The sequence below is a fragment of the Acinetobacter sp. YH12027 genome, from assembly GCF_013420085.1.
GTDB lineage: Bacteria > Pseudomonadota > Gammaproteobacteria > Pseudomonadales > Moraxellaceae > Acinetobacter > Acinetobacter amyesii.
In genome coordinates, this window is sequence record NZ_VOYW01000015.1 from 14,713 (window position 1) to 28,356 (window position 13,644).

At 42.0% G+C, this 13,644-nt stretch carries 15 protein-coding genes; 11 read left to right on the forward strand and 4 right to left on the reverse strand.

The annotated features are described in order from the left end of the window. Nucleotides 1-75 precede the first annotated feature (75 nt). Together FTT94_RS07110 and FTT94_RS07115 are read right to left on the reverse strand one after the other, a co-directional pair. On the reverse strand, nt 76-693 hold the full coding sequence (locus FTT94_RS07110; protein ID WP_078190059.1) for an L-threonylcarbamoyladenylate synthase: 618 nt from the start codon (nt 691-693) through the stop codon (nt 76-78). An 89-nt stretch (nt 694-782) separates the two neighbouring features. After that, nucleotides 783-1,445, reverse strand: a complete 663-nt coding sequence (locus FTT94_RS07115) for an elongation factor P hydroxylase (RefSeq protein ID WP_180170497.1) — start codon at nt 1,443-1,445, stop codon at nt 783-785. Between the two features lie 97 nt (nt 1,446-1,542). Here FTT94_RS07115 and FTT94_RS07120 point away from each other — a divergent pair, with 97 nt between their 5' ends. The 7 genes from FTT94_RS07120 to FTT94_RS07150 all read left to right on the forward strand — a co-directional run bounded on the left by FTT94_RS07120 (nt 1,543) and on the right by FTT94_RS07150 (nt 6,632). Continuing rightward, nucleotides 1,543-2,100, forward strand: coding sequence for a DUF177 domain-containing protein (locus tag FTT94_RS07120; RefSeq protein ID WP_078194223.1), 558 nt, complete (start codon nt 1,543-1,545; stop codon nt 2,098-2,100). A gap of 77 nt (nt 2,101-2,177) precedes the next feature. Further along, nucleotides 2,178-2,360, forward strand: coding sequence for a 50S ribosomal protein L32 (rpmF, locus tag FTT94_RS07125; RefSeq protein ID WP_004279227.1), 183 nt, complete (start codon nt 2,178-2,180; stop codon nt 2,358-2,360). A 204-nt stretch (nt 2,361-2,564) separates the two neighbouring features. Beyond that, the gene (gene fabD / locus FTT94_RS07130; RefSeq protein ID WP_168379587.1) at nt 2,565-3,545 is read left to right on the forward strand and encodes an ACP S-malonyltransferase; all 981 of its coding nucleotides are present in this window, start codon (nt 2,565-2,567) and stop codon (nt 3,543-3,545) included. After that, entirely contained in the window at nt 3,542-4,276 is a 735-nt protein-coding gene (fabG, locus tag FTT94_RS07135; protein WP_078190055.1) for a 3-oxoacyl-ACP reductase FabG, read from the forward strand. The genes fabD and fabG overlap by 4 nt, the downstream gene beginning before the upstream one ends. 85 nt (nt 4,277-4,361) lie before the next feature. Continuing rightward, nucleotides 4,362-4,598 (forward strand): acyl carrier protein, encoded by a 237-nt coding sequence (acpP, locus tag FTT94_RS07140; RefSeq protein ID WP_078190054.1) that lies wholly within the window; start codon nt 4,362-4,364, stop codon nt 4,596-4,598. A gap of 190 nt (nt 4,599-4,788) precedes the next feature. Continuing rightward, nucleotides 4,789-5,262 carry a peptidoglycan-binding protein LysM gene (gene lysM / locus FTT94_RS07145; RefSeq protein ID WP_078190053.1) on the forward strand — a complete coding sequence of 158 codons (474 nt, stop codon included), beginning with the start codon at nt 4,789-4,791 and terminating at the stop codon, nt 5,260-5,262. 107 nt (nt 5,263-5,369) lie between these two features. Then, the gene (locus tag FTT94_RS07150) at nt 5,370-6,632 is read left to right on the forward strand and encodes a hypothetical protein (protein WP_180170498.1); all 1,263 of its coding nucleotides are present in this window, start codon (nt 5,370-5,372) and stop codon (nt 6,630-6,632) included. A gap of 69 nt (nt 6,633-6,701) precedes the next feature. Here the strand turns inward: FTT94_RS07150 and hemJ are convergent, their stop codons facing one another. After that, nucleotides 6,702-7,154, reverse strand: coding sequence for a protoporphyrinogen oxidase HemJ (gene hemJ / locus FTT94_RS07155; RefSeq protein WP_180170499.1), 453 nt, complete (start codon nt 7,152-7,154; stop codon nt 6,702-6,704). A gap of 68 nt (nt 7,155-7,222) precedes the next feature. Further along, entirely contained in the window at nt 7,223-8,452 is a 1,230-nt protein-coding gene (locus tag FTT94_RS07160; protein WP_078190050.1) for a beta-ketoacyl synthase N-terminal-like domain-containing protein, read from the reverse strand. A 273-nt stretch (nt 8,453-8,725) separates the two neighbouring features. Between FTT94_RS07160 and FTT94_RS07165 the strand changes: the two genes are divergently transcribed. From FTT94_RS07165 to fusA, 4 genes are all read left to right on the forward strand, one after another. Continuing rightward, nucleotides 8,726-10,186 carry an EcsC family protein gene (locus FTT94_RS07165; protein ID WP_180170500.1) on the forward strand — a complete coding sequence of 487 codons (1,461 nt, stop codon included), beginning with the start codon at nt 8,726-8,728 and terminating at the stop codon, nt 10,184-10,186. 155 nt (nt 10,187-10,341) lie between these two features. Then, nucleotides 10,342-10,716 (forward strand): 30S ribosomal protein S12, encoded by a 375-nt coding sequence (gene rpsL, locus FTT94_RS07170; RefSeq protein WP_000246374.1) that lies wholly within the window; start codon nt 10,342-10,344, stop codon nt 10,714-10,716. Between the two features lie 178 nt (nt 10,717-10,894). Beyond that, complete coding sequence (gene rpsG / locus FTT94_RS07175; RefSeq protein ID WP_005011815.1) at nt 10,895-11,365, forward strand: 30S ribosomal protein S7; 471 nt, start codon at nt 10,895-10,897, stop codon at nt 11,363-11,365. Nucleotides 11,366-11,496: 131 nt separating this feature from the next. Next, on the forward strand, nt 11,497-13,632 hold the full coding sequence (fusA, locus tag FTT94_RS07180; RefSeq protein WP_180004228.1) for an elongation factor G: 2,136 nt from the start codon (nt 11,497-11,499) through the stop codon (nt 13,630-13,632). Nucleotides 13,633-13,644: the final 12 nt, after the last annotated feature.

Genomic DNA, 13,644 nt, shown 5'->3' on the forward strand with positions numbered 1-13,644 from the left:
TTAACCGAGTTTTAAGCAGACGTATATTACATGCTGAGCCTCTGATTGGTTACAGTATGTATTTAACAGTACACGCTATTCAAATGCACTGACATCACCGACACCGCGGCGAATCACTTCAGGGTATTCACCTGCAAGGTTTACAACGCTAGTGGTATTTAAAGTACCTAAACCGCCATCAATTAATACATCTATTCGTTTGCCGATTTGCAGTTCAATTTCGTAAGGATCATCAATCGGTTCTTTTTGACCCGGTAAAATTAAGGTCGATGTTAATAACGGCTCACCGAGTTCTTTGAGTAATAATTGGCAAATCGGGTTGCTCGGAATGCGCAGTCCAATGGTTTTCTTTTTAGGATGCATTAAACGGCGAGGAACTTCACTGGTCGCAGGCAAAATAAAGGTGGTGACCGCAGGGGTGTTATTTTTCAATAAACGATACATGGCATTGTCGACTTTGGCATACGTGGCAATGTCAGATAAATCTGCACAAATAATCGCATATTGATGTTTAGCATCGAGCTGACGAATTTGGGCAATGCGTTCCATGGCATTTTTGTTCCCAATCTGGCAACCGATGGCATAGGCGGCATCTGTGGGATAAACCACCACATCGCCGGCACGAATCCGTTCAACGGCTTGCGTAATTAAACGGGGTTGAGGATTTTCCGGATGTATTCTTAAATGCAACATGTCGTTTTCCTCTTATTATTAAAAGCTCTAGACATTATGTCGCGGTCTATTTGCTTTGTGCAATGTGAAATGCAGTCAAATTGTATAATTTAATCAAGCATTTCACGTTGAAATTCATTCGCCTGTAACATTTTGCCAGCACGTGTACAGTGACAAATGCATTGGATAAAGCGCCAAGCATCGCGTGGAAGTTTGGCTTCGCCTTTAAAATAAGCCTGTAATTGTGCATAGACATTATCTTTAAAGCTGCTGCCATCTCCTCCTTCACCGGTGAGGTTATCAAGTGATACACGAAACTTACGTCCAAAGGCTTTGGCAAATAACCATTCGATCGCTTGCGGCTTAATCTCAACTTGTTCAAAGAGGGCTTGTTGTTCTTTGTTACGACCATCTGGTGCATACCAATAGCCTAAATCGGGAAGTAAACGGCGTTGATCACCAGCAATAGTCCAATGGCTAATTTCATGCAAAGCGCTATTGAAATAACCATGAGCAAATTGAATACGGGCAGGGCCGTTTGAATCAGCAGGAAAGTACTCGGGCTCAAAGTCACCTTTCACTAAGCTCACATTCAGGTGGGAAAACCAATGATTAAAGTGTAAGATGAGCCAATCGACGTGTTCTGTTTCTGTGGAAAGTTTCTCCCAAGCCGAGAGTTGCACTTGGTCGGTTGAAATGTCAGAATCAAGCGTTGAAATTGTGCTCATAAGTGATGAAATATTCACTTCTGTTTGCGGCTGCAACAGATGCATAACTTAAGTTACCCAAATGGTCTGTCTAAATAAGTACAAAATTGTATCTTAATCTTTGACAGAGTACTGATGAATTTGTAGAATTGCCGCCTTAATTATGTCAGCAAATACCTTTCCGGCACAGATTGAGCCGTTTAAATGGGCTGAACAGGGCTTTAAATGGTCAGGAACACTGCCATTATCTCGCTTTGTTCGTATTGCTCGTGAAGCTGTTGGATCAATTGATGATCAATTGATTAACATAGACTGTAAGCTATCAATGGATGCTTATCATCGCATTGTATGGCTAGATGGTCATGTTGAAACAAATGTTCCAATGGAATGCCAGCGTTGTCTGGATACTGTTGAGATCCCGCTTGTTTCAAGTTTTCATCTAGCTCTTGTAGATGACGAGTCACTGATAGAGCGCTTGGATGAGGATGCTGATTTCATCGTTTTAGGTGAAAGTGAAGCAACAACCAAAGGTTCATATGATGCGCCTGCGACTGCTGATTTACTCTCACTGATAGAGGATGAATTGTTATTGTTGATGCCTTTGTCACCTAAGCATGACGCTTGTGAACATAAGCATCAACCTGCCGCTGAAGAGCTTGTTGAAGAAAAACGGGACAACCCGTTTGATGTTTTGGCAGGTTTGAAGGGTAAACTTAACTAATTTTTGTGTTATACTCTTGAGTATAAGACAATCGAATTTGTTCTGATCCATTTTTTCGATCTTTGTAAGGAGCCATCATGGCCGTTCAGCAAAACCGTAAAAGTCGCTCTCGCCGTGACATGCGCCGTTCACATGACGCTTTAACCGAGAATGCATTAACTGTAGACCAAGCTACTGGCGAGACTCACCGTCGTCACCACGTATCTAAAGATGGTATCTACCGTGGTCGTCAATTATTCGCTAAAGCATCTGCTGAATAATTGGTGATGTATTAAGCGTCAAGCTTAGTAGAAAAAATGGGAGCGTTAAGCTCCCTTTTTTTGTACCGATTTTTTGTTGCATTTGGCAATTACCAAGACAAAAATTAAGTGTTAAATTTCCGTCCCTGAAACAAGCTTACATGGGATTGTGTTGAATAAATGTCCAAATAGCATAAATTCACCAGTCTTGATAAAGGATTTTTTATGTCTGCTAAACAACTCGAGCAAGCAGCTCAAGCTACTAAAACTGCATTCGTGTTCCCGGGTCAAGGGTCACAGAAAGTCGGCATGCTCGCTGAACTTGCAGAACAGTTTAGTAGTGTGCAAGCAACATTTGCAGAAGCATCAGAAGCAGTTGGCTTTGATCTTTGGCAAATTGCGCAAAGTGGTGAAGGGTTAAACCAAACAGAATTTACTCAACCTGTACTACTGACTGCCAGTATTGCTTTATGGCGTGTGTGGTTAGAGTTAGGTGGTGTTGCACCGAAATACCTTGCAGGTCATTCATTAGGTGAATACAGCGCCTTGGTTGCTGCAGGTGCGATGAGCCTAGGTGATGCCGTTAAACTGGTGAACCTACGTGGTCAGTTAATGCAAAGTGCTGTACCTGAAGGTCAAGGTGCAATGGCGGCAATTTTGGGTCTAGATGATGCTAAAGTGATTGAACTTTGTGCACAAGCAGAAGGCCCAGGTTCAGTAGATGCTGCAAACTACAATGCACAAGGTCAAGTTGTCATTGCGGGCGATAAAGCCATGGTTGAAGCGGTTATGGCTGCTGCTAAAGAAAATGGCGGTAAAGCAATCGCACTTCCGGTTTCTGTACCATCGCATTGTGCATTGATGAAACCTGCTGCTGAACAGTTTGCGACAGCATTGGAACAAACTGCCATTGAGCTGCCTACTATACCTGTAATACAAAATGTAGGCGCTGAAATCGCGACTGATGTAGCGCAATTACGTCAGGCGTTAACTGCACAGTTATACCAATCTGTACAGTGGACAAAGACCATGCAGTATTTGCAAGACCAAGGTATTCAGTACATTGCTGAATGTGGTCCGGGTAATGTCCTTGCGAATCTCGCAAAACGTTTGCCAAATATTGAAAAAGCATTCCCACTCGACACGAAAGGTCGTATGGAAGATGCACTGAATGCCATTTTAGTGGCAGAAGGGAAAATTGCATGACACAAGAACGCAAAGTTGCTTTAGTAACAGGTGCGAGCCGAGGGATTGGAGCAGCAATTGCTCAGCAATTGATTCAAGACGGTTATTTTGTTGTAGGTACTGCAACTTCAGAAGCGGGTGCGGAAAAATTATCTGCTGCTTTTGCTGAAAATGGTGCGGGTAAAGTTCTAGATGTACGTGATGCAACTGCAATTGATGCATTGGTATCAGACATTGAGCAAAACTTTGGTTCTGTATTGGTTTTAGTGAACAATGCGGGTATTACCAAAGATAATTTGTTACTTCGTATGTCAGAAGATGATTGGGATGACATTCTCAACATTCATTTGAAAGCCGTTTATCGACTTTCTAAACGTGTTTTAAAGGGCATGACCAAAGCACGTTTTGGACGAATTATTAATATTAGTTCTGTGGTTGCACATTTTGCTAACCCAGGACAAGCAAACTATTCTGCTGCAAAAGCAGGGATTGAGGCCTTTGGTCGCAGCCTTGCAAAAGAGATGGGAAGCCGCCAAATCACTGTAAATGCAGTGGCTCCGGGCTTTATTGCAACAGAAATGACAGAACAGTTAAGCGAAGAAATTCGTAAAAAGATGAGTGATCAAGTGGCTTTAAACCGTTTAGGTGAGCCGCAAGATATCGCAAATGCCGTAAGTTTTCTTGCTTCTGAAAAGGCAAGTTACATTACCGGAACTGTATTACATGTAAATGGTGGTTTATACATGAGCTAAGCGCTCAAGTATAAACTTTCAAAACGATTTAGATTCAATTAAACTAACGGCATTAAAAACGCCACAAGCAATGAGGAGAATTCCTGTGAGCGATATCGAACAACGCGTAAAACAAGCAGTAGCTGAACAACTTGGTCTTAAAGCAGACGAGATCAAAAATGAAGCTTCTTTCATGGATGACTTAGGTGCAGACTCTCTAGACCTAGTTGAATTAGTTATGTCTTTCGAAAACGATTTCGACATCACTATTCCTGATGAAGACTCAAACGAAATCACTACTGTACAATCTGCAATTGACTACGTTTCTAAGAAACTAGGTTAATTTTAGATTTCAGCGATGCTGATTTAAAAAGCCACCATTCGGTGGCTTTTTTATGCCGAATATTTTGTTTTTACATTAGCTTACGTTTCTGTCACCAACAACAACTCAAAAGCGGTTATTTTTTAGCTATAAGAATAGAGTTTGAACAATAGTTAAATGATTTAAAACAGTAAAAACAACGGAGAAAAACATGGGTCTTTTTGATTTTGTAAAAGGTATTGGTAAAAAAAATACAGCGCCAGCAGAGCCTCAAGCAGCGCCAGCAACACCTTCTGAACCATCTGCACAAGAAATTGCCAATAAGTTATTGGGTCATATCAAAGCACTGGGCTTACCTGTAACTGGCTTGTCTGTGAGTTATAACGGGACTTCAGATCTAGCAACAGTGAAAGGTCAGGTACAAAGCCAAGCAGATCGTGAAAAGATTATCTTAGCAGTAGGGAATATTGATCATGTGGCACAAGTAGATGATCAGTTAACAGTGACGAGTCCTGAGCCTGAAAGTAAGTTCTATACTGTTAAGTCGGGAGATAACCTGTCTAAAATCTCTAAAGAATTTTATGGTGATGCAAATCAATACAATAAAATTTTTGAAGCGAACCGTCCTTTGTTAAAAAATGCCGATGACATTTTCCCAGGTCAGGTGCTTCGTATTCCTGCATAAATATTTGCGTTTAAAACAAAAAGCCATCTTGTGATGGCTTTTTTTTTGTATGCGTGAATGGTGGAGTTGAATATAATACGGCTGAAATAATTCAAAATAAGAAATCAATGAAACAAAAAATCATCTTTATTTTCTTGCTGTTGCTTGCAATTGTTGTGTGTTTTTGTCTTTGGCTGCGGTGGGATGAGCGTATTGATCCTCGGGTGCTCAAGTGGCAGCAGTCTGAAATTTCTTATCATTCAAATTACACACAAGAGCCGTATTTTAACTTGCTTGGGCTGAATGCTGCAGATCGGTTTTCGGCATTGAATGTTGGGCGCTATCGTTATCATCAAGATTGGGCATTTAGTTTGTTGGGGCAAGAGCATCAGAATGTATTGGGCCAGCCATTGAATGCGAAGCTAACACGTGAAAAGTGGTCAGAAGAACAGACGAATTTAGTTGCGGAGTTTCAGCAATTGCTGGTCGATGATCCTAAGGCAGCTAGCGCATTTGTTGTTGAGCATCATCAGGTGCTCGGTGCGCTGATACAGCAAGAAAAGGTGCCGTTGCAGCGCTTTAATACATGGTTGCAGCATGCAGACCAATACCGCAGTTTAAGTATGCCGAGCAATTCCGCATATCCAGACTTTAAGTATTTAAATCAGTTGGCGATCCTTTATCAGATCAATATTGCGTTAAATAAAGAGGATAAGCTGGATGCATATATGGCTGAATATCAAAGATTGCAGCAGATGCTTGAGCGCCCGATCTCATTGGTTGAAAGGATGCTGATTCAAAGCTGGCTGGCACGTTATGTTCGAATTATACGTAATGAGCAATTAAAGACTGGACAAGTTGTTTATTTAGAGCCTTTAAGTGCCAGTCAGTTAAGTTTGCGCTCAGCAGCGCAATTGGAAGCCTATGGCGTATATGCGGTGTTGAAGCAGGTGCAGCAATTATCGGACTGGAATACCTCGTTGATGTATTGGTTGTATTTGCCAAATCAAACTGCAAATCAATTGTTTAAGCAATATGAAGAGGCGGCACAGCTATCTGAGCTTTCTTATGATTCGTTTAGGATGCAGGCTGGTCAAAAACAGGGACAGTATTCATCTTGGCATATCAAAAACTATTTGGGCAATACTTTGTCCAATATAGAGGGGGTGCCTTGGGAGCGCTATGTGCTTGCAGGGTACATTTTGAATGATCGAATTATGATTTTTAATTTGTTGAATCAGGGTGCGACTGATTTAACGCAGTTGAATCAAAATAGCCACGGCCGACGTTTCTTTAAGAAGGAGGGTATGCTGTGTGCTGAGGTGCCGTATCCGCGTGAGCAATTTAGAGCACACAATTGGAATATTTTAGATAGCTGTGTGCAGTTGTAGTTTTTGTATATAAACATTTTGGTATAGAAATAAAAAAGCCCCAATGAGTAGGGGCTTTTTTACAGTCGTTTAGAAGCTTGGCTTCACGACCACTAAAATGATCACTGCAAATAAAATCAAAGTTGGCATTTCATTAAAATAACGCCAGAACTTATGCGATTTATAATGTGCATTTTCGATAAGCTTTTTACGGTAATAACCACATACAAAATGATAAATCACCAATAGTCCAACCAATCCTACTTTTAGGTAGAACCAAAGCGCTTCATGGTAGTGTCGAGTTGCATCACCCCAATCGACGAGGAAGTGCGCCGTGATCAGTGTAGCAATCATAGCGGGCCACATAATGCCGCGGTATAGCTTACGTTCCATGATTTGAAAGCGCTGATAACTCGTAGCATCTTCACTCATAGCATGGTAGACAAAAAGGCGAGGGAGATAAAATAGCGCTGCGAACCAGCAAACAACTGCGATGATATGCAATGCTTTTACCCAGAGGAAAGCATCTGATGGAGCATCCATATATTAACCCTTAAAAGGGCGGTGGGTATGTGCTTTGGCACCGAAGCGCCAAAGCAGCAAACTTTATATTATGCTTCCCATTTTTTGAAAACGAGGCAAGCGTTTACACCGCCAAAACCAAAACTGTTACTCATCACAGTATTCAATTTTGCATCACGTTTTTCAAGTACGATATCAAAAGGTTTTGCACCTTCGTCAAGTTCAGTCACGTTGATATTTGGTGCAATAAAGTCATTTTGCATCATCAAAATAGAATAAATCGCTTCTTGTACACCTGCAGCACCCAGGCTGTGACCAGTCATCGACTTGGTTGAGCTGAGTGGAGGAACTTGTCCTTCACCGAAAGCACGCTCCATCGCTTTAAGTTCAGTGACATCACCTGCTGGAGTAGACGTACCGTGTGTATTTACATAGTCAATTTTGTCTACGCCGTGTTGTTTTGCTTCTTCAAGCGCCATCAGGACACAGCGAGTCGCACCTTCACCAGATGGTGCAACCATGTCAGCACCATCAGAGTTTGCTGCATAGCCGACAACTTCAGCCAAAATGTTTGCGCCACGTGCTTGAGCATGTTCAAGAGATTCTAGTACAACGAAGCCACCACCACCTGCGATGACGAAACCGTCACGGTCAGCAGAGTAAGGGCGTGAAGCAGTCTCTGGAGTGTCATTATATTTTGAACAAAGTGCGCCCATTGCATCAAATAAAAGACTTTGTGACCAATGGTCTTCTTCACCACCACCGGCAAGCATTAAGTCTTGTTTGCCTAATTGAATCAAATTGTATGCATAACCAATGGCATCTGCAGATGTTGCACATGCGCTAGTAATGGTGTGTGCAATACCTTGCATTTTAAATGCAACACCCACGTTTGCGGTAATGGTGTTGGTCATGTTACGTGGTACAAAGAATGGACCAACTTTACGTGCACCTTTAGTGTCTAGAAGTTCTTTCATTTCAACAACAGATGCAGTTGAACCACCACCTGAACCACCAGCAATACCGTAACGTGGATTACCACCAATTTGTTCTGCTGTTAAGCCTGCATTTTCTACTGCAGCCAAAGCTGAGTTGTATGCATACATTGCGCATACGCCCATAAAGCGTTTTAAGCGGCGGTCAATACCGTCAAAGTTTTGTTCTGCAGCCGCACTGACATGACTTTTAAAATTAAGTTCAGCATAACTTGGGTTGAAACGTGTTCCAGAAATCCCGTTTTGCAAAGAATGAGTGACATCTTCTAATGTATTACCAATGCATGAGTTGATGCCCATACCAGTGATTACAACACGTTTCATCTACAGATCCTTTATAGGTAGTGTGTGAGCAAGCTATTGAAAGTATACGAAGGAAACTTTCTAAATAGACGAACTCATATAATTTGATTGGAATAATGATAGCAGAAAGCTTTTTGAATTCTTATGGCAAATCCTATGCCTATTTTTGACTGAGCTAATTTGCAACGATGCAGCAAAAAACTTAACTATAAGATACATATTCAAGTTGTGATAAAGTTTGACTACACCTAGTATTTATCAAGAATTTCAAGAATAGTCTGAATGGGGTAGGGAATGGCGAAAACGAATAATAAACCAACGGCTGGTCTGCTTTCAAACGCCTTTGGAGTGGCTAAAAAGCTCAGTTCTACTGGGGTGTCTATTATCAATCATGTTGCACCCGAATCTGTAACTAAGGTCATTCAACCACAAAAAAATGGTCAAACCTTGGAAGGTCAGTCACGTCAGACGAGCGTATTTGATGTGAAAAAATATGATAATCCGCAGCAAATTCTGCGTGAACACGTTCCGAATGTTTCTAGACAATTATTCGGTCGACACTTTAATACCGTAAATAATGTAGCCAATTTTGTTGCCCCTCAATTTAGCGACAAGATTTCTGACTATCTTTTTGATCGACTGAATCATTTTAGTTCGGATATTTCATCTGTAGATGCGGTGCTTGATGAAGCTGGGGTGCGTGATTTAGAAGAGTTGACACAAGATGTCGATCGTTCACGTCGCATTAGTCAGGCCTTGGGCGAGCAAAATAAATGGATTGCTTCAATTCAAGGGGCTTTAACTGGTGCGACAGGTGTCATCGGTTCAAGTATTGATATCCCTGCGTCACTGATTATGACTTTGCGAGTGATTTATCAAGTTGGACGTTCTTATGGTTTCGACTTAAGTAAAGAAAGTGATCAAGATATCGTTCAGTTTATTTTTAAACAGGTCGACCTGAGTTTAATTGCAGAAAAACAAACCTTGCTTATGGCGATTAAAGCCCTGAGTAGCACGCTGCAAAATAGTGATTTGCATCAGTTGCAGCAATTGGTGGGTTCGGACACCGATGCAGCAGCATTGAAAAAATATGTACTGGATGAAAATGGTCAGTTCAAGTGGGCATGGCTCAATCAAATGCCAAAAGTTTCACTGTTAAACCAGCTATCACGGTTATCTCCTGTGGCGAGTGCTGGTGTAAGTGTGGTGTATAGTCGCCGTTTGGTGGATGAAGTGAATCAGAAGGCACAGCAGGTCTTTTCTAATGCGCGCCAATATATTTTGCAGCATCAAGATATCACCTTGTCACCATTACATGCCTATGAGCGCTCTCTTGAGTTGCTTGCTCAAGCAACACCTAAATTACTAGAAGGCATTAAGGCGAAAGATATCGATTTGGCTGAACCAGTATTGGATCAGACCATAGATGTTGCAGGTCACGAGAGTATCCGCGCAGTAAAAGTCACTAAAAAAGCACAAGCTAAAACCGCTGATGCAGCCGAAGTGGCGGTAGCGCAGGAACAAAAAGTCTCAGAAGGTTTGGAGGCACTCGCAGAAAAAGTTGTTGAGCCTCATGCACCCGTGGCTGCGCAAAAACCTGCTTTAGCTGAAAAAGATGAGTTTGATGTGTTGGAAGCTGTACAGGATGATGATGTCCCTGTGGCGAAAGCTGCACCCAAAGCTAAGCCGCGTAAAGCCAAAACAGCAGCCGTAGATAAAGTTACAAAAAAATCAGCAGATTCTTCTGAAAAATAACCTATTTATTTGTGGGTGAAAATTTGCGCAACTCACGATGAATAAATGTTTTCGATGATCGTATATTGTTGACCAATTTTAAGTCTTCGCTTACAATTGCATGCCCTCAAAAAGTAGTATTTTTTGGGGCTTTTTATTAACGGGAGAATTGCCAAATGGCAACAACAAATCAGTTGATCCGTAAGGGTCGTACAACTTTAGTTGAAAAATCTAAAGTTCCTGCGTTGAAGGCTTGTCCACAACGTCGTGGTGTTTGTACACGTGTTTACACAACTACACCTAAAAAACCTAACTCAGCAATGCGTAAAGTTTGCCGTGTTCGCTTAACTTCAGGTTTTGAAGTTTCTAGCTACATCGGTGGTGAAGGCCATAACCTACAAGAGCACAGTGTTGTTCTTATCCGTGGTGGTCGTGTTAAAGATTTACCAGGTGTACGTTACCATACCGTTCGTGGCTCTTTAGACTGTGCTGGTGTTAAAGATCGTAACCAGTCTCGTTCTAAATACGGTGCTAAACGTCCTAAGAAATAATCTGAAAAGATTAACTTCTTAGTTCGTTAGAACTGCAATCCTTTATCGTCTCGCTTGTCTGATTTCTGCATTTTTTGTGAAAATTCCAAGCGACGTATAGTAAGGCCAGCGAAAGCACATGACACTTTGTGCACCTGCTGGAGTAACCTGAAGTGTCATATTTATTAGGTGTATTAAAATGCCAAGACGTCGCGTAGTTGCTGCCCGTGAAATCCTTCCGGATCCTAAGTTCAGCAGCCAAACAATCGCTAAATTCATGAACCACGTAATGCAAGATGGTAAAAAATCTATTGCTGAAAGTATCGTTTACGGTGCTTTAGACCGCGTTCAAGAAAAATCTAAAGTAGACCCAGTTGAATTTTTCGAGACTACTCTTGAAAAAGTTCGTCCTATGGTCGAAGTAAAAGCACGCCGTGTTGGTGGTGCTACATACCAAGTGCCTATGGAAGTACGCCCATCCCGTCGTACTGCCTTGGCTATGCGTTGGTTAGTAGATGCTGCTGCTAAGCGTTCTGAAAAAACTATGGCTTTACGTCTTGCTGGTGAGTTGCTTGATGCAGCTGAAGGTAAAGGCGCAGCGATCAAAAAACGTGAAGATGTGCATCGTATGGCTGAAGCCAACAAAGCCTTCTCTCATTACCGTTTCTAAGCGGATAAAACAGCCCCTATTCAGGAGGGTGACAAATCAGTTGTCACTGTTTTGTCATCGAATCGCTTTAAGTTGCTATGCAGCTTAAAGCGTCCTGTTTTAAACAACAAAATTTAGGAATGCTAGAAATCATGGCTCGTCAAACCCCAATTTCTCGTTATCGTAACATTGGTATCTCTGCGCACATTGATGCTGGTAAAACTACCACTTCAGAACGTATTTTGTTCTACACAGGTGAGAGTCACAAACTTGGTGAAACTCACGAAGGTTCTGCAACTACAGACTGGATGGAACAAGAGCAAGAACGTGGTATTACTATTACCTCAGCGGCAGTAACATGCTTCTGGAAAGGGATGGGTAACCAATTCGAACAGCACCGTATTAACGTAATTGATACCCCAGGACACGTAGACTTCACTATTGAAGTTGAACGTTCTATGCGTGTTCTTGACGGTGCATGCATGGTTTACTGTGCTGTAGGTGGTGTACAACCTCAGTCTGAAACTGTATGGCGTCAAGCAAATAAATATAAAGTTCCACGTATTGCATTCGTGAACAAAATGGACCGTACTGGTGCGAACTTCTTCCGTGCTGTTGAACAAGTTAAAACACGTCTTGGTGGTAATCCAGTGCCAATCGTTGTTCCAATCGGTGCAGAAGAAAACTTCCAGGGTGTTGTTGACCTAATCGAAATGAAAGCGATTATCTGGGACGAAGCGTCTCAAGGTATGAAGTTTGAATATGGCGAAATCCCTGCTGAATTAGTTGAACTAGCTAACGAATGGCGTACTAACATGGTTGAAGCTGCTGCGGAAGCATCAGAAGAACTCATGGACAAGTACCTTGAAGAAGGTGAGTTAACTAAAGAAGAAATCGTTTCAGGTTTACGTGCACGTACATTGTTGAATGAAATTCAACCAATGCTTTGTGGTTCAGCGTTCAAAAACAAAGGTGTTCAACGTATGTTGGATGCTGTAATTGAATTCTTACCTGCGCCGACTGATGTCGAGGCGATTAAAGGTATCCTTGACGACAAAGACGAAACTGAAGGTTCTCGTGAAGCGTCTGATGATGCTCCGTTCTCTGCGCTTGCGTTCAAAATCATGAACGACAAATTTGTAGGTAACTTAACATTCGTACGTGTTTACTCTGGTGTGCTTAAAGCAGGTAGCCCTTGCTATAACCCAGTTAAAATGAAGCGCGAACGTGTTGGCCGTATCGTACAGATGCACGCAAATGACCGTCACGATATTGAAGAAATTCGTGCGGGTGATATCGCAGCATGTGTAGGTCTTAAAGATACTACGACTGGTGATACATTATGTGATGAAAACAATGTAATTACACTAGAGCGTATGGAATTCCCAGAGCCAGTAATTGCGCTTGCGGTTGAACCTAAAACTAAAGCTGACCAAGAAAAAATGTCTGTTGCTTTAGGTCGTTTGGCGAAAGAAGACCCTTCATTCCGCGTACGTACTGACGAAGAATCTGGTCAAACAATTATTGCTGGTATGGGTGAGCTTCACCTTGACATTATTGTTGACCGTATGAAGCGTGAATTCAACGTTGAAGCGAACATTGGTAAACCAATGGTAGCTTACCGTGAAACGATCAAAAAATCAGTTGAACAAGAAGGTAAGTTTGTACGTCAAACTGGTGGTAAAGGTAAGTTTGGTCACGTATACGTACGTTTAGAACCACTTGCTGAAGATGCTGGCAAAGATTACGAGTTCGCTGAAGAAGTTGTAGGTGGTGTAGTACCTAAAGAATTCTTCGGTGCGGTTGACAAAGGTATCCAAGAACGTATGAAGAATGGTGTCCTAGCTGGTTATCCAGTGGTTGGCATCAAAGCGACATTGTTCGATGGTTCTTACCATGACGTCGACTCTGACGAATTATCGTTCAAAATGGCGGGTTCTTACGCATTCCGTGACGGTTTCATGAAAGCAGATCCTATCTTGCTTGAACCAATCATGAAAGTTGAAGTAGAAACTCCAGAAGACTACATGGGCGATATCATGGGTGACTTAAACCGTCGTCGTGGTCTTGTTCAAGGTATGGACGATTTACCTGGTGGTACTAAAGCTATCCGTGCAGAAGTTCCACTTTCTGAGATGTTTGGTTACGCAACTCATATGCGTTCTATGTCTCAAGGTCGTGCGACTTATTCTATGGAATTCGCTAAATACGCTGAAACACCACGTAACGTGGCTGAAGGCATCATCGCTAAGTTCCAATCTGGCGGTAAAAAAGGTGACGACGAGTAATCTTTCGATTAC